Source organism: Streptomyces sp. Rer75 (genome assembly GCF_013414305.1).
GTDB lineage: Bacteria > Actinomycetota > Actinomycetes > Streptomycetales > Streptomycetaceae > Streptomyces > Streptomyces himastatinicus.
Genome location: NZ_CP058693.1, coordinates 3,258,994 through 3,282,604 on the forward strand (window position 1 = coordinate 3,258,994; position 23,611 = coordinate 3,282,604).

General features: G+C 69.0%; 19 protein-coding genes and 1 pseudogene. 4 read left to right on the forward strand and 16 right to left on the reverse strand.

Translation table 11 applies throughout. The annotated features are described in order from the left end of the window. Nucleotides 1-304: 304 nt before the first annotated feature. From HYQ63_RS13865 to HYQ63_RS13885, 5 genes and pseudogenes are all read right to left on the reverse strand, one after another. Nucleotides 305-2,332, reverse strand: a complete 2,028-nt coding sequence (locus HYQ63_RS13865; RefSeq protein ID WP_179940069.1) for an AAA family ATPase — start codon at nucleotides 2,330-2,332, stop codon at nucleotides 305-307. Between the two features lie 243 nt (nucleotides 2,333-2,575). Beyond that, nucleotides 2,576-4,153: an MFS transporter gene (locus HYQ63_RS13870; protein WP_179934105.1), complete on the reverse strand. Its 1,578-nt coding sequence runs from the start codon at nucleotides 4,151-4,153 to the stop codon at nucleotides 2,576-2,578. A 407-nt stretch (nucleotides 4,154-4,560) separates the two neighbouring features. Beyond that, nucleotides 4,561-4,827 (reverse strand): annotated as a pseudogene (locus HYQ63_RS44640) (hypothetical protein); the annotation flags it as partial. 275 nt (nucleotides 4,828-5,102) lie between these two features. After that, a complete protein-coding gene (locus HYQ63_RS13880; RefSeq protein ID WP_179934106.1) occupies nucleotides 5,103-5,666 on the reverse strand; it encodes a thioesterase domain-containing protein in 564 nt (187 codons plus the stop codon). Nucleotides 5,667-5,994: 328 nt separating this feature from the next. Beyond that, entirely contained in the window at nucleotides 5,995-7,575 is a 1,581-nt protein-coding gene (locus HYQ63_RS13885; RefSeq protein ID WP_179934107.1) for a glycoside hydrolase family 32 protein, read from the reverse strand. Nucleotides 7,576-7,784: 209 nt separating this feature from the next. Between HYQ63_RS13885 and HYQ63_RS13890 the strand changes: the two genes are divergently transcribed. Genes HYQ63_RS13890 through HYQ63_RS13905 form a run of 4 tightly spaced genes read left to right on the forward strand, consistent with a single transcriptional unit; the run spans nucleotide 7,785 to nucleotide 12,482 of the window. Further along, on the forward strand, nucleotides 7,785-9,194 hold the full coding sequence (locus HYQ63_RS13890; RefSeq protein ID WP_179934108.1) for an extracellular solute-binding protein: 1,410 nt from the start codon (nucleotides 7,785-7,787) through the stop codon (nucleotides 9,192-9,194). Continuing rightward, complete coding sequence (locus HYQ63_RS13895; protein ID WP_179934109.1) at nucleotides 9,191-10,165, forward strand: carbohydrate ABC transporter permease; 975 nt, start codon at nucleotides 9,191-9,193, stop codon at nucleotides 10,163-10,165. Before HYQ63_RS13890 ends, HYQ63_RS13895 begins: the two co-directional genes overlap by 4 nt. Nucleotides 10,166-10,179: 14 nt before the next feature. Then, on the forward strand, nucleotides 10,180-11,079 hold the full coding sequence (locus tag HYQ63_RS13900) for a carbohydrate ABC transporter permease (protein ID WP_179934110.1): 900 nt from the start codon (nucleotides 10,180-10,182) through the stop codon (nucleotides 11,077-11,079). Nucleotides 11,080-11,084: 5 nt separating this feature from the next. Then, nucleotides 11,085-12,482: a glycoside hydrolase family 32 protein gene (locus HYQ63_RS13905; RefSeq protein ID WP_179934111.1), complete on the forward strand. Its 1,398-nt coding sequence runs from the start codon at nucleotides 11,085-11,087 to the stop codon at nucleotides 12,480-12,482. On the opposite strand, the gene HYQ63_RS13910 is transcribed toward HYQ63_RS13905, so the two are convergent. The 11 genes from HYQ63_RS13910 to HYQ63_RS13960 all read right to left on the reverse strand — a co-directional run bounded on the left by HYQ63_RS13910 (nucleotide 12,445) and on the right by HYQ63_RS13960 (nucleotide 23,587). Beyond that, nucleotides 12,445-13,509, reverse strand: coding sequence for a LacI family DNA-binding transcriptional regulator (locus HYQ63_RS13910; protein WP_179934112.1), 1,065 nt, complete (start codon nucleotides 13,507-13,509; stop codon nucleotides 12,445-12,447). The two genes, HYQ63_RS13905 and HYQ63_RS13910, sit on opposite strands and share 38 nt — an antisense overlap. Before the next feature lie 405 nt (nucleotides 13,510-13,914). Continuing rightward, complete coding sequence (locus HYQ63_RS13915; RefSeq protein WP_179934113.1) at nucleotides 13,915-15,087, reverse strand: transposase; 1,173 nt, start codon at nucleotides 15,085-15,087, stop codon at nucleotides 13,915-13,917. Between the two features lie 153 nt (nucleotides 15,088-15,240). After that, nucleotides 15,241-16,494, reverse strand: coding sequence for an MFS transporter (locus HYQ63_RS13920; RefSeq protein ID WP_179934114.1), 1,254 nt, complete (start codon nucleotides 16,492-16,494; stop codon nucleotides 15,241-15,243). A gap of 15 nt (nucleotides 16,495-16,509) precedes the next feature. Beyond that, nucleotides 16,510-17,349, reverse strand: a complete 840-nt coding sequence (locus HYQ63_RS13925) for a trans-aconitate 2-methyltransferase (protein WP_179934115.1) — start codon at nucleotides 17,347-17,349, stop codon at nucleotides 16,510-16,512. Next, entirely contained in the window at nucleotides 17,346-17,729 is a 384-nt protein-coding gene (locus HYQ63_RS13930) for a nuclear transport factor 2 family protein (RefSeq protein ID WP_179934116.1), read from the reverse strand. The genes HYQ63_RS13925 and HYQ63_RS13930 overlap by 4 nt, the downstream gene beginning before the upstream one ends. Then, entirely contained in the window at nucleotides 17,726-18,088 is a 363-nt protein-coding gene (locus tag HYQ63_RS13935) for a nuclear transport factor 2 family protein (RefSeq protein WP_179934117.1), read from the reverse strand. Before HYQ63_RS13935 ends, HYQ63_RS13930 begins: the two co-directional genes overlap by 4 nt. Before the next feature lie 174 nt (nucleotides 18,089-18,262). After that, on the reverse strand, nucleotides 18,263-18,901 hold the full coding sequence (gene phzG, locus HYQ63_RS13940; protein ID WP_179934118.1) for a phenazine biosynthesis FMN-dependent oxidase PhzG: 639 nt from the start codon (nucleotides 18,899-18,901) through the stop codon (nucleotides 18,263-18,265). Nucleotides 18,902-18,973: 72 nt separating this feature from the next. Beyond that, nucleotides 18,974-19,846, reverse strand: a complete 873-nt coding sequence (locus HYQ63_RS13945) for a PhzF family phenazine biosynthesis protein (protein WP_306664823.1) — start codon at nucleotides 19,844-19,846, stop codon at nucleotides 18,974-18,976. After that, nucleotides 19,843-21,732, reverse strand: a complete 1,890-nt coding sequence (locus HYQ63_RS13950) for an anthranilate synthase family protein (RefSeq protein WP_179934119.1) — start codon at nucleotides 21,730-21,732, stop codon at nucleotides 19,843-19,845. The genes HYQ63_RS13945 and HYQ63_RS13950 overlap by 4 nt, the downstream gene beginning before the upstream one ends. Beyond that, on the reverse strand, nucleotides 21,729-22,352 hold the full coding sequence (locus tag HYQ63_RS13955; protein WP_179934120.1) for an isochorismatase family protein: 624 nt from the start codon (nucleotides 22,350-22,352) through the stop codon (nucleotides 21,729-21,731). Before HYQ63_RS13955 ends, HYQ63_RS13950 begins: the two co-directional genes overlap by 4 nt. A 62-nt stretch (nucleotides 22,353-22,414) precedes the next feature. After that, nucleotides 22,415-23,587: a 3-deoxy-7-phosphoheptulonate synthase gene (locus HYQ63_RS13960; RefSeq protein WP_179940072.1), complete on the reverse strand. Its 1,173-nt coding sequence runs from the start codon at nucleotides 23,585-23,587 to the stop codon at nucleotides 22,415-22,417. Nucleotides 23,588-23,611: the final 24 nt, after the last annotated feature.

A 23,611-nucleotide genomic window follows, 5' to 3' on the forward strand; every position in this document is an offset into this window, starting at 1 on the left:
TGGCGGCGGACGGCACCCCCATGGACACCTACATCGCGCCGTACACACACTTCATCCCGTGCGGGGTATGGGAGGCCGTCTACATCATCGAGGGCCTGCTCAAGAACTGCCTGCCTTCCCCCTGGCACACCTGCTGGGTTCGGCGACTACAGCACGCACGAACTCGGCATCGAACCCGACGCGTACGACCCGAAGCTCGACGTCGACTTCACCCTGCTGCGCGAAGGGGATCTGAACGTCGGCGGCTTGGACCAGGCCGCGTGATGCCGGGTGCGCCCGCGGCGACGACGCGGGCGCCGAGCCGTCAGGCGGGCTGGACGGTGATGGTGCAGAGGCGCTTGGTGGCCCGGGTCAGGGCTACGTACAAGTCCCTTTCCCCACCGGGGCGGGTCGTGATGATTTCCTCGGGGTTCACGACGACGACCCCGTCGAATTCCAGGCCGCGTGCTTCGGACGCCGGCACGATGCGTGCGTGGTGAGCGATGCCCTGGGCCGTCAGCTCGCTCACCCTGGTGTCCGCGCAGATCACTCCCAGAAGCTCGCCCGGGTGCGCGGTGCTCTGGGCGCGGAGTTCCTGAACGACGGCGGTGACCAGCCCGTCCGGAGGTGTGGTCACGGTGCGAGGGCTCTCACCGCTGCGCAGTGACCGCGTGGGCTGCTGGTCCGGAGCGATCCGCGTGAGCAGGTCCCGGACGCTCTCCAGAATCTCCTGCGTTGTGCGGTAGCTGACGGTCAGGTTGTGCAGTTTGAACCGCGGTCCGACGTGGGGGCTCAGTGCTCCCTTCCAGTCGCGCGCTGTCGCGACCGGGCCTGCCTGGGCGAAGTCACCCACCAGCGTCATCGCCCTTGCCGGGCAGCGGCGGACGATCATCCGCCACTGCATGGCGGTCAGTTCCTGCGCCTCGTCGACGACGACGTGCCCGTACGTCCGCTCGGGGGGGCCGTCGACCAGGCTCGCCGCCTCGTCCAGCAACGGCACATCGGCATCGGTCCACGGGTCGTCCGGACCGCGCAGCAGAAGGGACCGCTCCTGCGCGGTCAGGCGGGGCAGGCGCTCGGCGAGAGCGTCGGCGTTCGTCAGGAGCGCCTTCACGAGGTCACCGGGTACCAGCCGCGGCCACAACACCTCGACCGCTCGGTCGACGTCGGCGTCGTCGAGGAGATCGGCTCGGATGGCGTCCAGGTCCAGCTCGTGGACCGGACCTGAGTCGGGCGCACCTTCGGCACGGCGCTGGGCGGCTCCCGTGAACCGGTCGAGGTTGATGCCCGTCATCCTTTCGGCATCGGCGTCGATCTGCTCCAGGATGTCGCCCATGTCTCGTTGCATCGCGTCGGTGACGGCGTCGACCAAGAGCTCTTTGAACACCTGGCGCGCGGGGTTGTGCCCCAGTACGGCTGACACGGCGGTGTCGCGTGCCGTGGCTACTTCCTCGCCGGAGAGGTGAACCAGTTCCTGTCCGACCCGCACGGTGAAGTCACCGGCGGGGGCTTGGTGGACGCGCAGCAGGCCGGCCAAGGCGTCGGCGAGGTCGGAGCTGCCCTTGACACGCGCCGTATCGAACGGGCCCACCGTGTCCGTGGACACTCCGGCCAGTTCCCGGCAGGTCGCCAGAACGACGTCGTTCTCTCCGAGCGAGGGAAGGACCTGGGAGATGTAGTCGAGGAACCGGGCGTTCGGGCCCACCACCAGGACGCCCTCCTCCGCGGCGCGCGGGAACGCGTACAGCACATAGGCCGCCCGGTGCAGGGCGACCACCGTCTTGCCGGTGCCGGGCCCGCCCTGCACCACGGTCACCCCGCGGTGGGCGGAGCGGACGATCTCGTCCTGCTCGGCCTGAAGCGTCGCGACGGCCGCGTGCATCCTGCCCGTACGCCGTGCCGACAGAGCCTCGGTCAACGGGCCGTCCCCCACGACGTCCTCGTCGGTCGGGGCGGTCCCGTCCAGCAGTTCGTCGCTCACCGAGATGACCGTGCGCTCCTCGAGGCGCAGGTGCCGGCGCCGCCGCAGGTCCATCGGGTGGACCGGTGTCGCCTCGTAGAAGGGCCGCGCCGCGTTCGCGCGCCAGTCCACGAGCAGAGGCAGGTCATCCTCTTCCGTGTGCAGTCCGATCCGCCCGATGCGCAGGGCCGTGCCATCCGTCCAGTCGATGCGCCCGAAGACCAGCCCCTTTTCGGCACCCTCCAGCCGGCCGATTTCCTTGGCCAGACGCTCGGCGGCGATTTCTCTCTCGTATGCCTCACCGGCGCTGTCCGCCGGGGCCTTCAGCACACTCGCTCGTTCTACTCGCGCCTCGGAAAGCCGCTCGGTGAGCAACCCATACAAGGAGGACACATAATCCTGCTCCGATTCGACCGCACGCACAGCGGGATCATTGATTTTCGACAACAGGGGTCTCCTTCAATTCGAGCCACACCATAAGCCAAAGCTCCATAAAAGATAAACCTTGACCTACTTGGTGAAGTTTGCCGCTGCTGCCAAGCGCACCGTCCGGCCCACGGCAGGCAGCTGGAGATCATGCCGGCGATGTTTTGCCGCGCTCAGGAAAAGGGGGAAGATCCGGCCACGAACAGCCCGTCACGCGATGGAGCGAGACTCGGAGCTGCGGGCCTCTTCGTAGTCCGGCTCCGGTGTCGGCCCCTTCTTCTTTCCGGCAGCAGGCAAGGTCATCAGCAGCACGGCTGCTGCGAAGAGTGCGATGACCATGATCCAGACCGCGCCTACGTGCATAGCGTGGATGAACGCATGATCGGCAGCCTGCGCAAGAGTGGGCCGGTCGAGAGTGGCGGCAACATGCCGAGCCTGTTCTGCGGAAACCCGGGCGCTATCCTGTAGCGCCTCCGGGACATCGCTCAGCGAGGGTTCGATCGCACCTCGATATGCGATCGACATGATCGTGCCGCCCACCGCAATCCCGATCACACTGCCGACCTGCCGCGACGTGTTGGTGACGGCCGACCCGGCACCGGACCGTTCCAGCGGCAGGCTGCTGATCAGTGCTCCGGTCACCGGGGCCATCACTATGCCGACGGAAAAGCCCTGCACCAACAACAGGATCTCGATCCAGACGAGTGGGGTGTGCAGATCGAGAAATCCGACCGCGCCAAAGCTGAACGCCGCCACAGTGAGCGCTGGCACGGCGACAGGGCGCAGCGACCATCGGCTCACCAGACGTGCGCCCAGGGGCGCCCCTACGACAGCGCCGACCGCGGTCGGAACGTTGGCCAAGCCGGCCTTCATCGGCGAGTAGCCCAATGCACCCTGCATGTAGAACGCGTTGTAGAAAGTGACGGCAGCCACAGAAAAGAGCAGCAACGCCATGGACGCGTTGCCACCACCGAACACCCGCTGCGCAAGCATCCGGGGATCGAAACTTGGTTCCTTGACCCTCAATTCGACGAGCACGAAAGCGGCCAGCAGGACAAGCCCGACCGCGATCGGCGCCCAGACGTCCGAACGACTCCAGGCGTCCACCTGCCCCGCGCGAATCAGGCCGTAGGTCAACGCCGCGAGTCCGCTGATCGACAGCAATATCCCAGCCGGGTCCAGCGGCCGCACGGTAGGGCTGCGAAAATTGGGGACCAACAGGACGATCCCAGCCAATGCCAGCACGACTATTGGGACGTTGACGAGAAAGACCGACCCCCACCAGAAATGGCTGAGCAGGAGTCCCGCCAACACCGGGCCCGCTGCCATTCCGACACCGGTGGATGTCGAAGAAATGGCGATTGCGGTTGCCCGCTCCGGGCCGGTGAAGGTCCACAACAGGATGGCGAAGTTGGCAGGCATGATCAGTGCGGCGCCGACTCCCATCGCGGCCCGGGCGGCAATCAGCTGGCCTGCATCGCCTGCGTACGCAGCCCAGAACGAGGCCGCGGCAAAGATCACCAAGCCAACTGCGAGCACATTCCGGTGGCCGAAGCTATCGCCCAGTGCGCCAGCGGTGAACATCAAGGTTGCGAAGACCAGGGTGTATGTGCCTGTGGCCCATTGCAGCTCGGCCGGGCTGGCGCCCAGTCCACGGACCGGGTCGGCAAGGGTCTCCAGGAGAATACTGAGGACGGTGTTGTCCAGCCAAATCAGCAGCGAACACACCATAAGAACGGCAAGAATCAACCGCTGCCTGGACTTCGGCAACGCTGGAGGCGTAGTCATGAACACCTTTGGATATCGATCGGCGGGAGCTTGAACGACGGGACTATAAGCAAACTCCACAACGCTGTCAATCTTAGGGTTCCTCGTCAAAACTGTTGCGGCCGAGCGAACTATATGCCTCTGCTGGATTTGCGGACTGAATAGTTTTGTGCCTCTGGCGGATTTCCGAGTTGAAGGATTTCACCTCCGAGGGGATTGCGACTGAGCGGATTTTCTGCCTTCAGTGAGCTGTCGCACCGCGTCCTGCGACCCATATAGCTACACGCCTGGTCATCGAGCACCGCCTGCTTCGACTCGGGGTCGCCCGTGGGTGCCTCGGGCAGGGATGCCGCGTTCACGGAGTTTGTTCAGCACGGTTGTGTGGTTGACGCCCGAGGTGATCGCCGACGTCGACCCCCAGGAAACGACTGCGGGTCGTAGAGGTCCGGCTTGTCCACCCCTGTCTTCAGGTTGTCCGGCACCAGACGCCGCGGGACACCGCCGAAGAAGCGGAACGCATCCGCGTGCACTGCGGTCCAGACGTGCTGGTCCATGTGTGCCACCGGGCGGACAAACATGTGCCGCGAGGCGGGCAGCACCATCATGGCGTAGTCCCGGTGCGGCTTGATCTCTGCCCACCGCACCTGGTTCAGCCTTCGGCTGGCCAACTCCGGGAACCAGCTCTTGGACCGGCCCGCCTACCCATGAACGTAGATCTCGACGACGTCGACCACGGCGAATGTTCTTCTCGCCATCCGGTGTGTCCGTCGACCTCTCGGAGCCGTCGAGGGACCTCGACGGCTCCGAGAGGCCAGGACCCTCAAGCCGGGCACCGGCATGCTAGCGGTGGACCGCGTGAACGTCGTCGAATGCTCGGCGCAGGCGGACAAGCCCGAGCACGCCGCGCGGGCGACCGGGCTTGTCCAGGGCTGTCTTGTGTCCTCGTACCTCGAATCTGACGGTTCGGATATCAATGGCCGCCGAGCGAATCGAGCCAGCGCCGGAGGTGCGCGGCGGTCTCTGCCACCTGTTCCTCGATGATCGAGAAGTGATCTGCCTCGATGTACTCGGCCGGTCCACCGTGTTGCCAGTCGGGGACGGGGTCGACGTCCCCGAAGCTGCTCAGCGTCACGGTGGCCCGCAGATTCAGCGTCGGCGCGGCGATCGACTTGGCCTCGCGCTCGGGATATATCCGCACGTAGCCGCCCATGGAGACCAGGCCGTGGTCGTCGACGGGGGTCAGTGCGTTGTCCCGGGACAGGATCTGCCCCAGCGCGTCGGTGAGCACGAGGCGGTTGAGTTCGTGCTCTTCCGGGGAGTAGGTGTCGATCATCGCGACGCCCGCGAGCTCGCCGCCGTCGTCTTCGAGCCGCCGGGCGACCGCATGGGTGAGCGCACCACCGGCCGAATAGCCGATGAGCGCCACCGGGCCTCGCTCGAGTTCCGATGCGACGGCCGCGGCGAGGCTCTCGAGCCCAGCCCGCACGCGGACAACCAAGGGAGCCCCCACCGTCACCGCGCCGAACGCTGCCATTCACGTACCCGCGCCTGTCCTGCGTCCGGGGACCGGGCCCGCGGCCGGGCCCCTGCACCACCGGCGAGCCGCGAGCAGTGGACACCCACAGAACTCGACACCCCCCGCCGCCGACTGGCCGATCACCACCGGCGCCGCAGGAGAAGCTGCCGCCACCTGATCGCCGACCGCCTCGACATCACCGGCGATCGCTGGGGCCTTACCAGTGCCGAAGCCGTCTTCCAACTCCGCGCCGTCATCTCTGACGCCAGGTCATAAGGGGGCCGGAGGCTCGGCCGGGCAGGCGCGCGTTTGCCTCACCGATCTGAGGCAAACGCCTCACGCCGCATCAGACCGTGAACTCCCGGATCACCGTGTTCCGGAACACCGCCTGTCCGTCGATCGTGAACAGCGCCAGTGCTGTGTCGGATGGGTCGGGGAAGGCCTCGGTCGAGTGCACATACCGGCCGTCGCCGACGAACATCTCGACGGACGTGCGGTCGACGAGGATACGCAGGCGGACCATGCGGGCAGACGGGTCGAAGGGCGTCCGGCTCTCCTGCCAGCGGCCGGAGGTGTCGGGGCTGACGGTGTAACCGCGGTTGACGAAGGCGTAGTCGCCGTAGATCCCCGCGTCGATGTGCCGCCCACCGTCCGACGACCGCCGCAACTGGAGTCCGGCGCCGACCAGTTGGTCCCAGGTGATCTCACAGGTCAGCTCGTACGCGGTGCCCGTGTAGTCGAGCAGTCGCGTGCCGTCGACCGTGATGTCGCCGAGGTTCACCGTGCGCGCCACATGGTCGTCCAGGGCCGCCACCGGCTGGGACGCCAGGTAGTAGGTACCCGACGACGCGTGCTTCAGCCGCACCTCGCGGACGATCGAATCGGTGCCGTTGAAGCCGTCGCACTCGATCGTGGGCGTGGTGTTCGCGTAGTCCCAGTGGTTCATCCATCCGATCGCGTACCGTGCGGCCGGGTCCAGGACCCCGTTTGCGTCCCGTTTATCGAAGGTGACGGCCGCGTACCAGTCCCAGCCGTGGTCCAGCCACTGGGGATCTGACGCGTCGGCGGTGAAGGTCGTGCCGTCGAAGGAACCCGTCCAGTACGCGAACGTACTCGGCAGCCCGGAGCCCTTGCCATTGGCGCTGACGCCCAGTACCCACTTCCAGGTCCCGTCCTCCGCCCTGATGCGGAACAGGTCGGGGCACTCCAGGACGCCGATGCCGCCCTTGATGAAGCCGCCGACGTACGTCCACGCCTTGAGGTCGGCGGAGTGGTAGAAGCCCACTTTGTCGTTCTCGGCAAGCGCCATCACCCACCGGCCCCGCTCCTCGTCGCGGATCACCTTGGGATCGCGGAAATCCCGTACGCCGGGGTTGGGGAGGACCGGGGCGGTGCCGTGATTCGTGAAGGTGCGGCCGCCGTCCGTCGAGTAGTACAGGTACTGCGCCTGGGTGATGTCGTCGGGCGCCATGGTGGCGATGACGATCACCGCGCCCGCGCCGAAGCCCGCCGTGTCGTCCGTGTCGACCACCGCCGAGCCGGACCAGACATCGCCATTGGGGGTCGTGTCCTTCGGCACGGCGACGCCTCGGTCGGTGAAGGAGACGAGGTCGGTGCTGGTGGCCAGGCGCCAGGCGGTGCCGGCCGTCGTGCCGCCCGTCGAGTAGTCGGGGTTGTAGAGGTAGTAGTAGTGGTACTCGCCGTTGATCCAGATCGGGCGCTGCGGGTCGTTCATCCACTGGTCGGGGACCGTGAAGTGGTACTCGGCGCGGTAGCTGCCCGCGCACGCGTCCGTCGCCTCGCGGGGCGCCGCCACCGCCGGTCCCGCGAGGTCCGGCAGCAGAGCACCGGCGGCGCCGACGGCCGAGGCCGTCAGCAGCGACCGCCTGGACGGAGTCCCTCCCGGGCCCAGCGAACTCCTCTTCATGCCACGCATCGTGCGGCTCCCTTCCCCGACGCCGTCGTCGGGACGCGGCTCTCGTGGACCGGAACCGTATACCTAACTCGTTAAAGGTCAACCCTTCACGCACGGTCCGTTCACGTGACTTCCCATCCGCACACATCCCTTGACAGAGCCGTAACGGGGTTCTCATCATCGTGGAACAAAACTTCGGCTAACTCGAGTTAGGCTCGCCGATGACCGACTCGTTCCTCTCCCGACGGGCCCTGATGCGCTACGGCGCATACGGCGCCGGAGCCGCCGCTCTCGCCGGTGTCGCGGCCGGCTGGGACCGCCTCACCGCCGCCGACATCCCCGGCCGAGACGACGGCTCGCTCGTCATCGCCACCCTGGGCTCCGCCTTCAACCCCGAGGCACAACGCGCCCTGCGCGACGGATTCCGCGAGGCCCACCCCGACATAAAGATCCGCATCAACCCCGTACAGGCCTACGACTGGTCGGACTTCTTCTCCAAGATCCTCACCCAGATCGCCGCGGGCACGGCACCCGACCTCGTGTACGTCGCCACCGAGGGCGTGCAGCTCTTCGCCCGGCGGCTCGGCGTACCGCTGGACGAGTGGGCGAAGCGGGACGCGGCCGAGCTGCGCACCTACTTCGCCGACGTCCATCCCTCGCTGGTCGAGTCAATGATGTACGAGGGGAGCCTCTACCAGCTGCCGGTCGAGTTCAACGCGGCCGACATGTACGTCAACAACCGGGTCCTCGAACGCGCGGGCGCCGACCTCCCTGACGACGACTGGACCCGCGACGACTTCACGGCGCTGCTGCGGGCGATGAAACGCAGCAACGGCGCCCGGTTCACCCCGTACTTCTGGACCAACCGTCTGTGGGGCGGAGTGGTCCCCTGGCTCTTCGCCAATGGCACCAACCTCCTCGCCGAGTCCAAGGCCCCCGGGGGCGACTGGCTCTGGAACTCCTTCTATCCCGAGGCGGCGCGGCGCGGCCGGGGCGGCGGCTACCGGTGGACGACACCCCAAGCCGACTCCGACCGCGTCGCGGAGGTCTACGACTACCTCGCCTCCCTCATCCAGGAGGACCTGTGCACCCGGCCGGAGGGTGGCGACGGCCGGAACCTCGTCGGCGTGTTCTCCACCGGCCGCGTCGGTGTCACGCCCGCGGGCGGCTTCTGGGCGGGCGGCTTGCACCAGGCGGGCATGAAGCCGACCGACTACGACGTCCGGTACTTCCCGCGCCGGCGCACGCGACGTCACCAGTTCGGCGCCGCCGGGTACGCGCTGCTGCGCACGTCGAAGATGCGGGACGAGGCCTGGGAGTTCATCAAGTACACCGTCCGCAAGGACGTGATGACCCAGCTCTTCGCAGCCAACCAGACCACTCCGGCCCGCCGCTCCATGGTCGACGAGGCCCGCTACCAGGAGACCGGCCCGGCCCACTGGCAGGTCTTCTACGACACCCTCGACAAGATCCCCACCACCGGCCCGATCCCGGCCCCGCCGCAGGTCAATGAAGTCGAGCAGCTGCTGATCAAGCACACCGGAACCGCCCTTGCGAGCCCCGGCGCGGTGCGCCCCGCGCTGCGCCGGTTGCAGGGGGACCTGGAGAAGGCCATGGAGCGTGAAGTGTGACGAACACCGAGATCAGGCCCGTACGACCGGAGCCCACCCGTACCCGCAGGACCCGTCAGGCCCGTAAGGCGTCCGAGTCCACGACCACCACCGCCCGCACCCGGGGCGCCCGCCTGCTCGCCGCACTGTTCCTCGCGCCCACTGTCGTCGGCATCGTCGTCTTCACGGTCGTACCGATCGTCGGCTCGGTCGTCCTCAGCCTCTTCCAATGGGACGTGATCGAGGACCCGCGGTGGGCCGGAGTGGCCAACTACCGTGGGATCCTGACCGATTCGACGGTCCTCGTCTCCTTCCGTAACACGCTCGTCTTCATGGTGCTCGCGGTCGCGCTTCAGTTGCTGATCGCGCTCGTGCTGGCGATCGCGGTGAACGGCCGGATGCCCACATGGCTGCGATCCGTGTTCCGTTCGGCGTTCTTCTTCCCGCTGGTGCTGTCCGCCGCGTCCATCTCGGTGGTGATGAAGTACCTGTTCAACCAGGACTTCGGCCCTGTGAACTGGCTGCTGGGCACGGTCGGTATCCCCTCGGTCCCCTGGCTGACCTCGGAGAACGGGGCGATGTCGGCCGTAATCCTGGCGTACGTCTGGCAGCAGTTCGGCTTCTCGTTCCTGCTGTTCGTCGGCGGCCTGAACAACATCCCGAAAGAGGTGCACGAGGCGGCTTCGCTGGACGGCGCGAGCGGGGTGCGCAAGCACCTCGCCATCACCCTGCCGCTGCTGTCGCCCACTCTGCTGGTGGCGTCCGTGGTCGGCATCATCAACGCCCTCCAGGTCTTCGAGCAGCCGTACGTTCTCACGGCCGGTGGTCCCGGCGACTCCACCCGCACGGTCGTGATGGTCATCTACGAGACGGCCTTCGAGCAGCTCCGCTTCGGCGAGGCGTCCGCCGTGGGCGTCCTGCTCTTCGCCCTGATCATGGCGGTTACCGCACTCCAGTTCCGGCTCAGCCGGCGTTACGTCCACTACCAGTGAGCCGGGTGAGTCAGATGAGTACGAGTTCCCTCTCGGGTTCTGTGTCGGGTCCTGTGTCGGGTTCCCACCCGAGCCCCGCCGTGTCGCGCGTACGGCACGGTCTGGCGCCCTGGGCCCGGATCGCCGGGCTGGCGCTGTGCTCCCTGTTGACGCTCGGCCCGGTCATCTGGACGGTCTCGACGTCACTGCGCGCGCCGGCGGAGTCGTTCGACCTGCCGCCGAAGATCTTCCCCGCGGACCCCACCGTCGACGCCTACCGCGGGGTCTTCGACCAGATCGACGTCTGGCTGTACGCGCTGAACTCCACCTTGGTGACCGCGCTGATCGCGGTCGGTCAGATGATCACCGCGGGCCTGGCGGGTTATGCCTTCGCCCGCCTCGAATTCCGCTTCAAGAAACCGCTGTTCGCGCTGGTCCTGGCCACGATGATGGTGCCCTTGCAGGTCACGATCGTCCCGGTTTTCCTGGAACTGCGGGCGATGGGTCTGACCGACACCCTGCTCGGCCTCATCGTCCCGGCCTTCCCGACGGCCTTCGGCACCTTCCTGATGCGCCAGTACTTCCTGGGCATGCCGAAGGACCTGGGCGAGGCAGCGATGATCGACGGCGCGGGCCCGTGGCGCGTCTTCCGGTCCGTGTACGCCCCCTTGGCGGCCCCCGGTCTCGCCATCGTCGGCGTACTGGCCTTCAACTACCACTGGAACGAGTTCTTCCGGCCGCTGATCCTCGAAACCTCCACCGAGAACCTCACGCTGCCACTGGGCCTGGTCTCCCTCCAGGGCAACCTCGGCACCGGCTCGATCTCCGTCGTCCTCGCCGGAGTCGTCCTCTCCATGATTCCCGCCGTCGTCGTGTTCGTCGTCGGCCAGCGCCCTCTGCGCGAGGGCATCACCTCCGCAGGAGTCAATCGTTGAGTTCCGTGAGCCGATCGGCCGACGCCCACAGCCCGCGCTTCCGGGTCCGTCCGCCGGCCAACTGGATGAACGACCCGAACGGGCCGTTCCGCTGGGGCGGTCGACACCACCTCTTCTATCAGCACAACCCCGACGCCCCCGTCCATGCGAACGTCCACTGGGGCCACGCCTCCAGCGCCGACCTCGCCCACTGGGACGACCACGGGATCGCCCTGCGGCCGACGCCCGGCGGCCCGGACGAGGCGGGCTGCTGGTCCGGCTGCGTGGTGGACGACGGTGGTGTGCCGACAGCGGTGTACTCCGGGATCGACCACCACCATCAGGGCCTGAGCGCGATCTGTCTCGCCGTGGCCGAGGACGACGGCCTTCAGGAGTGGAAGCAACTGCCGGTGCCGGTGGTCCTCGGCCCACCACCCGGCCTGGACGTGACGATGTTCCGGGACCCGTTCGTCTTCCGCTTCGCCGGACGCCGCTGGGCGCTGGTGGGTGCCGGCCACGCCGACGGCACACCGTCCGTCCTGGTGTACGACTGTGAGGACCTGTACGCGTGGCGCTTCGCCGGGGTCCTGCTGGACGGTCGAGACGCGGCGGCGGCCCGCGCCTTCGGTACGCGGGCGATCGGCTGGGAGTGCCCGCAGATGTGGGAGACCACCGGGGGTGACTGGGTGCTGGCGGTGGCGCTGTGGGACGGCGACCCGCTGAGCACCGCGTACCTTACGGGGCATCTGGTGGAGGAAGGGGACGGTGGGGTGAGGTTCGTGGCCGGTACGGGCGGGCTCCTGGACCTCGGTCGTGACTTCTACGCCCCCGCCGTCCTCCAGGACACGGAGTCCGGCCGCGCTCTGCTCTGGGGCTGGTCCTGGGAGTCACGCCCGCGCGAGGAGGTGGACCACGTGGGCTGGTCCGGAGTTCTCACGGCACCACGCGTGGTGGACACCCATGAGGACGGCACGCTGCGGGTCGTACCGGCCGCGGAGCTCGAACTGCTTCGAGCGGCCCTCCCGTTCACGGCCGCACCTGGACCGCACCGGCCGCTCCCCCTCTCTTACGACCTGCTGGTGACCGCCCGGTCGGCGGCGACCGTGAGTCTGCTGCGAGCCGCGTCCGGAGCCGAACTGACCGTGCGGCTCGACCCGGCGTCCGGCGCGGTGACCCTGGACCGCACGGCCTGGCCGCGCTCCCGCCCGGACGGCACGGCCCCCCTGGTGCTGCCGACCCCGCCGGGCGAGACCCTCACCGTACGGATCCTCGTGGACGGCTCCCTTCTGGAACTGTTCGCGGGCGACCGGGCGATGGCCACGGAACGGGTGTACCAACGGGACGACGACATCGCGGAGCTGACCGTGTCGGGGACGGACGTCGAGGTCACGGGCTGGGCGCTGGTCCCACCGATCCCCGCATGACGACGGGGCACTCCAGCCGCCGGGTGGTGACCGGCGGCGCGGTCCCGCTGTCGATGGCGTCCAGGAGCAGGCGGCCGGCCATCTCTCCCATCGCGCGATGGGGCAGGGCGACCGTGGTGAGGGGCGGGCTGAGGAAGGCAGCCATGTGCTCCTGGTCGTCGTAGCCGACGACGGACAGATCGGCGGGCACGTCGAGGCCCAGGCGCGCGGCGGCATGGAGGACGCCCGCGGCGACCCGGTCGTTGTAACAGACGATCCCCGTGGGCCGCCGGTCGGCGGGAACACGGTCCAGCAACCGCAACGCTCCCTCGTACCCGGCGGAGATCTCCCCTCCCGTCCGCAGGAGCCAGTCCTTCTCGGCGGTCAGCCCCACCGCCCGCAGCGCGTCCCGGAAGCCGCGCAGCCGCTCCGCGGTCGCGATGTCGTCCAGACCACCCACCAGGGCGACCCGGCGGTGGCCCGCGTCGAGGAGGACGCGCGCGGCGCTGCGGCCACCGGCCCGCTCGGCGGGGATGACGGCCGGGAGGGAGCCGTCCTCGGGGAGACAGTTGGCGAGCACGGCGAACGTGCGGTGCAGCCCTTCCGGGACTCGGGCGCGGCGCAGCGACAGCGCGGCGTAGATGATCCCGTCGACCCTCCGGTCGAGCAGTTCGGCGACGGCCGCGTCCTCGGTGACCGGGTCCTGCCCGGAGTCGACGGTGAGCACCAGATGCTCACTGTTCCACGCCATGTCCATGGCCCCGCGCAGCAGCCGCCCGGCGAACGGCGATGTGGCGATCTCGTCCGTGACCAGACCGATCACGGCGGTACGACGTCGGCGCAGGCCACGGGCGACCGCGTTCGGCCGGTAGCCGAGCTGTGCGGCTGCCTTGCGGATCTTCTCCTGCGTCTCGGCGGAGAGGTTGCCCTGGGCACGCCCGTTGAAGACGAAGGACACGGCCGTGTGCGACACCCCGGCGAGTCGGGCGACATCCCGCGAGGTCGCCCGCTCAGCCCCGCCGCCCCGCGTCTTCTCGACCCCGCTCATGCCTCGTCCCCGCCGCTTTGCCTGATCAGGCAAGCCTACCTGCGGGAGATGTTGCGGAGCCCGCATCGCGGAGGTTGGCGGTTCTCCGCCGACCAGCAGGCGGGGAACGCGTGAGCAGGAGCGTCACGATGGCGTCGGCCTGGTCGCGATGATCCTATCTGCGGGCTGACCGACGACCGCCGTTGCACAGCGTGGCCGGCCGTCACACACCGACGCGACCCCGCCGCCCGCAGCCAGAGCAGCGTCGGCGCAGGTCCCCAGGTCAGGCGCGCCGCTGCGAGCGACTGGATCGACGGGCACTCCCTGTGGTCCACGCAGCGCGCGGACGGCGAGGACATTCCCAAGATCTGAGATTCGCTCCCCCTGTGGTCACGGAACATTCGCCCAGGATTCGCCCCGGACAGATCATGGTCCGGGGCGTTTGCCATCCACTTCCGACATCAACAGCGCGATCGCGTGCGCCACCGACGTGAGCGTGGCATGGCGATTCCAGCCGCCGTAGGAACGACCGGTGAAGTCGCGGATGCCGAGGGGGGCGGTGATGTACTCGATGGCGTCGTCGACGCGGTGTGGGAGGGCTGTCAAGGACAACAGGGCGGTGGCATCGGTGTCGAGCATATTGGTCAGCCACACCTCGTCGGGGCGTTGCCCGTCCTCCCAGCAGGTGCGCAACAGCAACAGGTCGTACGGGTCGCCGTGGCCGTCGGAACCGCTCGCTCCGTCCCGATGGAACGGCAAGCGCACTCGGACGGCCGCGACCAGGCCGCGTGCCGCGTCCTGGTTCCCCGGGCCCCACACCGGTCCGCCCGTCGGCACCGCCTTCCCCGCCGCCTCCTCCGCCGCCGCCATGATCTGGTACGTCCACTGCGGTCCGGCGACATGGGGCAGTGCCGGATCGACGACCGTCATAGGCAGCCCCCGGTATGCCTTGACCAGGAACGGCACCCGGACCGCGCGCAGTTGGTGGACCGCCGCGGGGATGTCCACACCGCGCATGTCCATCACGATCGGCAGCCGCCCGCGCAGAGCGTCCGGCAGGTCGAGATAGGCACTCAGGCCGCATACCACAGGTGTTTCGGGCGTGCAGTTCCCCGGGATCGACGCACGGGCTCGGCGCGCCTCGTCCCGGAACCATTCGGGCGGCAGCAGCAGCCGCCAGGCGAGCGGATAGCACATGGTTGTGGAGGCGGCCCACAGGCCCACGGCGTACTGGGCGTTGAGCACCTGGCCGTAACCCGGGCAGAAGCGCTTGTGGACGCCGACCGTGCTCTCCCCCGTCCGTGGGGTGACCAGTGTGCGCAGCACCCATCCTTCGGGCGGCGCCATCGGCATGACCGTGCCGGCCGCCGCGCGAGCCAGGGGCGCCCAGTCCCAGGTGGAGCAACTGATGAAGTGGTGCAGGCGCTGCTCCAGCCGGGGCACTCCCAGTGAGGCCGCCATGTTGCGGAAGGACTTGCGCCCCCGGGTGGTGAGCAGACCCCGGACGTAGGTCAGGGCCATTCCGCGCTGGTCGCTGCGCGGCAGTGATGCGAAGAGTGTGCTGCCCAGGTCGGCGAGCAGCTCATCGTGGCCGGCCATGGCCTCCCCCTTGGTCGTGCCGAGACGGATATGGGTACGGCAAACGGGATTCGCAACGCGATACGGACGAGCAATGGTGCCGTGCCACCGGGCGGGTCCACATCCTGGACCCGCCCGGTGGCACGGCACCCACCCCTTCGTACGGTGGTCAGGTCACGCCGCCGTGGGCTCGGCCTCGGTCGGCGCACCCTCCGTGGCCCCGGCCGGCTTCGGCGCTCGGAAGGCACCTGCCGCCCCGAAGATCACCGCTGAGACGGCCAGCGCCAGCACGGTGAACCCGGCAACGCCCCTGAAGCCGTCGAACTCGGTGAGCAGCACACCACCGACCAGGCCGCCGATCGTCGTACCCGCGTACAGCGCGGTCGTCGACAGCGACGACACCGTGCCGCGGGCGGCCGTCGTCTGCGCCAGCAGCATCGCCATGAAGATCGGGTAGCCGAGGCCGAGGACGGCAGACCCGGCCGCGAGACCGGCGATCGCCAGACCCAGGTTGGGGGCGAACGGCACCGCGCTGTAGATGACGATCAGCCCCGTGAACACCACGGCGAGCGTGCGGTGTTCGCCGATCTTCCGGATGAGGCGGTTACCGAAGATGGACGTGATGGCCATGCCGACGCCCAGCGCCATCATCGCGGCGCCGACGGCGCTGACGCCCAGGTCGAAGTCCTTGTGCAGCCAGGAGCCGATGAACGAGATGGTCTCGAACACACCGGTCTGGTAGACGAGGTAGGCCAGCAGGTACCACGTGAAGGTCTTCGACCTGAACAGCTCGGTGTACGTCCCGACGATGCCGGTGGCCGCGCCCTGTGCCCGGGTCGATGGGACGGATGGGAAAACCTTCCACAGCAGCAGCCAGGCGACACCCGACAGGGCGGCGACCACGAAGAACGGCACGTGCCAGGAGGAGGCCGCCAGCCAGCCGCCGACCGGGACACCGACGACCTGCGAGATGGACATGCCTGCCCCGGCGATGCCCATCGTTTTCATGATCGCCTCGGGAGCCACCAGGACCGGGATGGAGGCCCAGATCTGCGGGGTGCACAGCGCCGCGAACATGCCGGCCAGGAAGCGGAAGAGAATCATCGTCCACAGGCCCTGCGCCACGCCGCACAGCGCGGTGGCCACCGCGAACCCGGCGAAGCCGAGCAGGAGCACGCCCCGCCGGTCGCGTCCGTCCGACAACGGGCCGGCCACCAGGGCGAACAGCGCGAACCCGAGGGCGTAGGCGCTGACCATCCATCCGGAGGTACTGGTGGAGACGTCGAACTCGTCGGCCAGCGTGGGCAGCATCGGGGCGACCAGGAACGTGTCGGTTCCGATGACGAACATGGTTGCGAACGCCAACCACGCGATGACGGTGCTGGACGCGGGGGCACGACCGTGTGTCGTGTTCTGTGCCTGTGTCACGGTTTTCCTTTCACATCATGCGATGTCTCGAGGGCCCGGCCCCACGGCTCGGTCGGCCGTAGGGCGGCGGCCCCAACTGGAGTAGAGGAAGGTCGATACGTCGGGGGCCGGGACGTGGGCCACCAGGGTCCTGGCCCGGTCGATCTGCGCCTCGGTGAGCAGACCGGCGTCGACGAGACTGTGGCCGCTCTGGAGCAGCCGGATACGCAGCAACTCGTCCTGCACGGCGTCGATTCCGAGCCCCCCGGGCGTCACCGCCACCCCGACGGATTCGAGACCGGCCGCCGCGAACCGTGAGGGGGTACGACGGGCCCACGCCAGGTCGATGCCCTGTGCGGCGAGAGCGGTCAGCCAGGCCCGCTGCGCCTGCCGCCACTCCGGATACGGGGAGTCCTCGGCCGGCAGGAAGTAGACATCCTCCAGAACGAGCCGACCGCCGGGCCTGAGCCAGGACACGGCGCGCTGGAGGACTTCCTCACGCCGCGGCAGGTGCATGAACACCGCACGGGCATGCACCAGGTCGAACGAACCGGGTGCGAAGTCCTCCTCATTGAGGTCCATACGCCGCACGGACAGTTGCGGCGAGTGGTCGGCGTCAATGAACCGGGGGTCGAGGTCGGCGGCGACCACACCGCCGTACGGCACCCGGTCGGCGAGCCAGTACGCGACGGAACCGGCGCCGGCTCCCAGCTCCAGGCATTGCCAGCTCGGGTCGATGTCCAGCTTCTCCAGGAGGGCGAAGGTGCCGGGGTCGTAGGTCTGCTCCAGCAGCCGCAGCCGGCTCACCTCGGTGGGCAGGTCCTTGTTGAGCAGACCGGTGGCGTATGCCTCGGCGGTCAGGGTGGTCTCGCTCATGCGGCGGTGGGCCCTTCCGGTCGGGCGAAGTAGCCGGAGGAGTGGAGGATGCGCAGCCAGGTGCCGTCGGGCTGGCGTCGCGCCACCTGGTAGCGGCCGGCGCTGTGGTCGGCGGGGATCGTCGACGTGAGGGCGAGGTCGCCGTGGTGCAAGGTCGGCAGCGACTCCTCCAACTCGTAGTGCGACTGCATCGCCAGCATCTGCTCGAATGCCTCGCGTATCGCTTTTCGGCCCACGATGGTGTTGCCGATCGGAAAAGCCATGACGGCGTCGGGCTCATACAATTCTGCGAGCCCTTCGGCATCCCCGGAATTCGCCAGTTCGACCCAGATCCGGGCCAGGTCCTCAGGGGTCTTGGCGCGTTCACGCGCGGCAGTCATGAAAAGTTTCCTTTCTCCAGCAGCGCCCGGGGGTCGTAGACCGCTCGTATGTCCTTGATCCGGCCGTTCTCGACGTGCATCCAGCTGGCCACCGGGGTGGGCGCGGCGAGCGTGGTGTGCAGGTCGAACCAGGTCGTCACGTCGGCACCGGCGACGAAGGTCCGGCGGATCACGACGTCGGTGGTAACGGGGGCCATGCGGGCCAGGGAATCCCGGCAGGCATCGGCGTCATCGAGGCGGGCCAGCGGACCGGTGTACATGAAGTCCTTGTCGGCCAGCAGAAAACGGAGGGTGGTGAAGTCTTTCGAACGCCACGCCTTGAAATAGGCGGCCGCCACCTTTTCGGGGTCGTCAGCCACTGCATCTCCTTGGTCTTCGGCGATATTCCCCGGCCCACCTGGACAGCCACACGGACCCGAACGCGGAGGCTTCTCCATTTCCGCGAGGATTCGGTTTTCCGGAAGTCGCACGGGTGAGTCTGCGCGCCCCGCACGGGGGCCGCCACAAGCGACGGGGAACTATGTCAGGTCGGCTCACGGCTGGAGCCGACGGGCGCGCCAGCCGGCGCCGGAGCGCTCGTAGACCAGGCGTTCGTGCAGCCGGTCCGCGCCGTTGGCCCAGAACTCCAGGGAGTCGAAGCGCAGCAGAAAGCCCACGTAGCCCTCGGGCCGGGGCAGCGGGTCTCCGTGCTGGGCGAGCCGTGCGACCTCGGCGCGCAGCGCGTCGAGGTCGTGAAGTTCCTCGCTCTGCCGGGCCGCCACCGACATCGGGTGGGTGAACGGTGGGCGGGAGAACCAGAGTTCGTCGGCGACGGCGGCGGAGAGACGCTCCACCGCGCCGGTGACGACGAGCTGCTGACTGGTCTCGCGCCAGTACAGCACCCCGGATGCCCAGGGGTTGGCGGTCATCTCGCGGCCTTTGCGGCTGCCGATGTGGGTGGCGAAAACGAACCCGTCGTCCTCGATCCGGTTCAGCGCGACCATGCGGGTCGAGGGGCGGCCGTCGGCGCCGGCGGTGGCGAGCGCCAGCGCCCGCGGCTCACGCACGCCGAGGCGCACGGCCTCATCGAACCAGGCGCGTACCAGCGGTACTGGGTCGGCAGGCGGCGCGTGGAACTCGGGGAAGGGGAGGTCGACGGTGCCGGTGAGGGTCTCCGACCTGGTCGTGGTCATGGGTGGGTTGCCTCCGTGTGTGGGTAAGGATGCGAGTGAGGGAGGGTGCAGGATGGAACGGGCTTGGGCTCGTCACACCTGCGAGGTGCCGTGGGCGAACACGGCACCGTTGCCGCCGACCTCGACCTCGGCGACCTGCTCGCCGGTGCCCTTGGCGCGGGCGAGCATCAGGGAGGGGCGGCCGATGTCCACACCCTGGAGGATCTCGATGCGCCGCCCGTATTCCACGAGGCCGTGGCGGGCCAGATGGACGGCGAGGGGGCCGGCGGCGGATCCGGTCGCCGCGTCCTCGACGACGCCGTACGCGGGCGAGAACATGCGGCTGCGCCACTGGGTTCCGGAGCCGGCGAAGCAGTTGGTGGCCATGTCGGGGAACCGGGCGAGGGCGCGGTGGTCCGGGTCGAGCGCGGACAACTCCTCCACGCTCTCCAGACCGACGAAGACGTGCCGGGGGCCATTGCGGTAGATCTCCACGGGCAGAGTGGACGTCTTCAGGCCGAGCGCGTCGAGGAGTTCATCGGCGTACTCGAAGGGCTCCCAGGTGGGCACGGGCTGACGCATCCGGGTGGCGACCGCGCGACCGTCGGCGTGGTCGACCTCGAAGGGGATGGTGCCCATCCAGGTCTCCAGCCGCAGGGTGGACTTCCCGCTCTCGGTGCCCAGGGCGATGGCGGTGCCGAGCAGCGGGTGCCCGGCGAAGGGGAGTTCGTTGACCGGGGTGAAGATGCGGATACGGGCGTCGCCGCCGTCCTGCGGGGTGAGGACGAAGGTAGTCTCCGACAGGTTCGTCTCACGGGCGATCGCCTGCATGCGCTCGGCGGGCAGGTCATCCGCCTCGAAGAAGACGGCCACGGGGTTGCCCCGGAGGGGTTCGGTCGCGAAGGCGTCCACGACGACGTACCGGTGCATGGCGCGCTCCTTGTACTGGTGGGTGGGCACGGTCACGGGCACAGGACGTCCCGGATCGCGGTGGCGACGATGCGGGGGCCGTCCTGGGTGAGCACCGACTCGGCGTGGAACTGCATCGACGCGAAGTGCGGGCCGCGCAGCGCGTGCACCTCGCCGGTGTCCGTGTCCCGGCTGACCTCGACAGCTCCGACACCGTCGACCTCGGCCTTGTCGTCGTGGGCGACGGCCGCGAAGGTGTTGTAGAAGCCGACCCGTTCACGGGCGCCGAAGAGATCGATCTCCTTCTGTGTGCCCTGATTGGGCACGTCCCGGCGGCGCAGCGGGAAGCCGAGCCTGTGGCTGAGCACCTGATGGCTGAGGCACACGGCGAGGAAGGGCCGCCGCTCGGCGAGGAGGGTGTCCACCGCGCCGCGCAGGTGGGCGATCTTGGGGTGATCCGTCTCGGCCGGGTCGCCCGGGCCGGGTCCCATGACGATGAGATCGTGCCCGTCGAAGGAGTACTCCTCGTCGAAGCGGCGCACGCTCACCTCGAGCCCGGTGGAGCGGAGTTGATGGGCGATCATCGAGGTGAAGGTGTCCTCGGCGTCGACCACCAGGACCTGGCGTCCGGCCAGGCCGGGCAGGGGCCGGGCACGGTCGCCACTCGCACGCAGCCAGAAGTCGGCGATGCCGTCGTTGCGGCCGGCCAGCGCGGCCCGGACGCTCGGGTGGGAGGCCAGGCGGGTGTCGGAGGTGGGCTCCAATGCCGCGATGAGCCCGGCGGCCTTGGCCCGGGTCTCGGCCGCCTCGGCATCCGGGTCCGAGTGGCGTACGAGCGTGGCGCCGACGCCGATCCGAACCCGACCGGTGGCATCGATGTCGGCGGTGCGGATGAGGATGGCCGAGTCGAGGGTACGTCCGCCGCGGGCGTCGCGGCCGATGAGGGCGGCCACGCCACTGTAGTAGCCACGGCCGGCGGGCTCGTGACGGGCGATGACCCTACAGGCGCTCTCAAGGGGGCTGCCGGTGACGGTCGGCGCGAACAGCGTCTCGCGCAGAACGTCGCGCACGTCGCGGTCGGTTCGCCCCTCGATGAGGTACTCGGTGTGCGCCAGACGCGCCATCTCCTTGAGGTACGGGCCGGTGACGTGGCCGCCCTCGGGGCAGATGCGGGCCATCATCTTCAGTTCCTCGTCGACGACCATGTACAGCTCGTCGGTCTCCTTGCGGTCGGCGAGAAACTCCATGACCTCGGGCAGGCGGGGGCCGGTGGGCGGGTAGCGGTAGGTACCGCTCACGGGGTTCATCACGGCGACGCCGTCATGCACGCTGATGTGCCGCTCGGGCGAGGCCCCGACGAACGTACGGCCACCGGTGTGTACGAGGAACGTCCAGTACGCCCCGCTCTCCCGCTCCAGCAGCCGTCGGAAGAAGGCGAGCGCGCTGTGCGGGCCGTACTGGCCGATGTCCGCGACGAAGGAACGCTTGATGACGAAGTTGGCGCCCTCGCCCTCGCCGATGGACTCCTTGACTATGCGGCGCACGGTATCGGCGTAGGCCTCGTCGTCCACGTCGAAGTGCCCCCCGGCCAGCGGAGTCGGTAGGTCGGGGATGCGGGTCAGGGCATCGGCGAGGCGCACGGTCTGCTGGCCGGTGACGGTGAGCGCGATCAGCGGGGAACCGTCGTCCGGGGCGGCGAAGCCGCGTTCGGCGACTTGGCGGTAGGGCACCATCGCCAGCACGTCGTGCCGCGCTCCGGTGCCGTCGGTCGCGTCGGGCAGCGCGAGGGCGGCGAGCGAGTCGGCCTCGGACACCTCGCCGACCAGCACCTCCAGCAGGCCGGGGCCGGCGGTCTCGGGGCGGTGGAGAAGGGCGTACGGTCCCCGGTCATCGCCCTGGACGATCCGGGAGAGCAGGTCGTCCGCGGCGGAGGCGAGGGTCATCCGACGACCTCCTTGGCGGTGACGACCATGGCACAGCGTTCGGCCGCGTACCTCAGGGCCAGCCGGTGGTACTCGGCGGAGAAGTCGGCGACGGCGTCGGCGACGAGGAAGGTCTGGATGTCGTTCGTGTACGCGTCGACGGCGGACATCAGGACACCCACGTGCGCGTACACCCCGCAAAGGATCAGCTGGTCGCGGCCCGCGGCCTGCATACGCTCGAGCAGGTCGGAGCGGAAGAAGGCGCTGTAGCGCCACTTGATGAGCTGCCAGTCCCCGGCGGCGGGCGCGAGCTCCTCGACGACTTCGCGGTCGTCCGGGTGGGGGCGCATGCCCGGGCCCCAGAAGTCCCTGAGCAGGCCGCGGTCCTTCTCGTTCATGCCGCCGGGTTGCGCGGTGTAGGCAACCGGCACGCGGTGCGCGGCAGCCCAGCGGCGCACCGCGGCGGCGTTGCGGACGAGTTCTCCTCGTACGGCGTCCGGGAAGGGCTTGAGGAAGTAGCGCTGCATGTCGTGGACGAGCAGGACCGCCCGGTCGGGGCTGAGGGTCCACTGCGCGGTGTTGCGGGGCAGGTCGTCCGCGGTCGGAAACGGATAGGAGTCGATGGACGGAATGCCGGTCATGGCCCTGGTCTCCAGTTCGTGGGGGTCGCTGGATCTGTCATGGGGCGTTCGATGGGAGGTGGTCAGCCGGTCCAGGCCGAGACGACGCGTAGTGCCTGCGCCGGGTTGAGGCGCGGGTCGCAGCGGCTGGTGTATTTGTCGCCGACATGCGCCAGGCCCGCCTCGTCCCAGGCGCACTCGGTGACGTCGTCGGGGGTGGTCTCCAGGTGAACGCCCGCGGCCGTACCCCCTGCCGAGGTGACGGCCAGTTGGAATGCGCGCACCTCGCGCACCACGGTGTCGACCATGCGGGTCTTGGTGCCGCACGGAGCTTTGACGGTGTTGCCGTGCATCGGGTCGGTGAGCCAGCCGACGACGTGGCCGGCGGCGCGTACGGCCTCGACGAGCGGCGGCAGCCGGTGGGCGACGGCGTCGGCGCCCATCCGGGCGACGAGTGTGAGGCGCCCCGGTTCGCGGGCGGGGTCGAGGCGTTCGCACAGGGCGAGCAGTTCGTCGGAGGTCACGGTGGGGCCGACCTTGCAGGCCACCGGGTTGACCACCTGGGACAGCAGGGCTACGTGGGCGCCCTCGATCTGCCGGGTGCGCTCGCCGATCCAGGGCAGGTGGGTGGAGCTCAGGAAGAGCCGGCCGGCCTCGTCGCGGCGCAGCAGGGGCACTTCGTAGTCGAGGAGCAGCGCCTCATGGCTGGTCCACACCGGGGCCTCGATGCCGGTGCCCTCAGCGGGTCCCTTCCAGCCGAGGTGCTCGATGATGTCGCGGGCGGCCATGAAGCCGGCCAGGATACGCAGGGGGTCGGGTCGGCGGCTCTCCGGGTCGGGCTCCGGTCCGTTGACCATGTCCCCTCGATAGGAGGGCATTTCGACCCCACCGCACACCTCGGTCGGCTCGGAGCGCGGTTTGGCGAACTGTCCCGCGATGCGCCCGATGCGGACGACCGGCTTGTGGGTGGCCAGGCGCAGGGCCCCGGCCAGCAGGTCGAGGACGGCCGTCTTGCGGGCCACGTAACCGGGGGTGTGTTCGTTCACGTCCTCCGCGCAGTCACCGGCCTGGACGACCAGGGCGTTGCCCGTGGCGACCCGGGCCAGCAGGGAGCGCAGCGCACAGATGTCGTCGGCGCGGACGAGCGGGGGTCGGGCCTCCAGGGTCTCGCGCACACGCCGCACCTGCGACGCGTCGCCCCATTCGGGCTGTTGCAGAACTGCGCGGGTATCCATTCCGCGCAGGACTTCCTCCATGATGTGTTCTCCGCTCACGAGGGT

What these genes read in the sequence shown, in the direction of transcription:
- HYQ63_RS13870 (WP_179934105.1), bottom strand. Translation starts at nt 4,153, where the DNA reads ATGACTACGCCTCCAGCGTTGCCGAAGTCCAGGCAGCGGTTGATTCTT.
- HYQ63_RS13880 (WP_179934106.1), bottom strand. Translation starts at nt 5,666, where the DNA reads ATGGCAGCGTTCGGCGCGGTGACGGTGGGGGCTCCCTTGGTTGTCCGC.
- HYQ63_RS13885 (WP_179934107.1), bottom strand. Translation starts at nt 7,575, where the DNA reads ATGAAGAGGAGTTCGCTGGGCCCGGGAGGGACTCCGTCCAGGCGGTCG.
- HYQ63_RS13890 (WP_179934108.1), top strand. Translation starts at nt 7,785, where the DNA reads ATGACCGACTCGTTCCTCTCCCGACGGGCCCTGATGCGCTACGGCGCA.
- HYQ63_RS13900 (WP_179934110.1), top strand. Translation starts at nt 10,180, where the DNA reads ATGAGTACGAGTTCCCTCTCGGGTTCTGTGTCGGGTCCTGTGTCGGGT.
- HYQ63_RS13910 (WP_179934112.1), bottom strand. Translation starts at nt 13,509, where the DNA reads ATGAGCGGGGTCGAGAAGACGCGGGGCGGCGGGGCTGAGCGGGCGACC.
- HYQ63_RS13915 (WP_179934113.1), bottom strand. Translation starts at nt 15,087, where the DNA reads ATGGCCGGCCACGATGAGCTGCTCGCCGACCTGGGCAGCACACTCTTC.
- HYQ63_RS13925 (WP_179934115.1), bottom strand. Translation starts at nt 17,349, where the DNA reads ATGAGCGAGACCACCCTGACCGCCGAGGCATACGCCACCGGTCTGCTC.
- HYQ63_RS13930 (WP_179934116.1), bottom strand. Translation starts at nt 17,729, where the DNA reads ATGACTGCCGCGCGTGAACGCGCCAAGACCCCTGAGGACCTGGCCCGG.
- phzG (WP_179934118.1), bottom strand. Translation starts at nt 18,901, where the DNA reads ATGACCACGACCAGGTCGGAGACCCTCACCGGCACCGTCGACCTCCCC.
- HYQ63_RS13950 (WP_179934119.1), bottom strand. Translation starts at nt 21,732, where the DNA reads ATGACCCTCGCCTCCGCCGCGGACGACCTGCTCTCCCGGATCGTCCAG.
- HYQ63_RS13955 (WP_179934120.1), bottom strand. Translation starts at nt 22,352, where the DNA reads ATGACCGGCATTCCGTCCATCGACTCCTATCCGTTTCCGACCGCGGAC.
- HYQ63_RS13960 (WP_179940072.1), bottom strand. Translation starts at nt 23,587, where the DNA reads ATGGAGGAAGTCCTGCGCGGAATGGATACCCGCGCAGTTCTGCAACAG.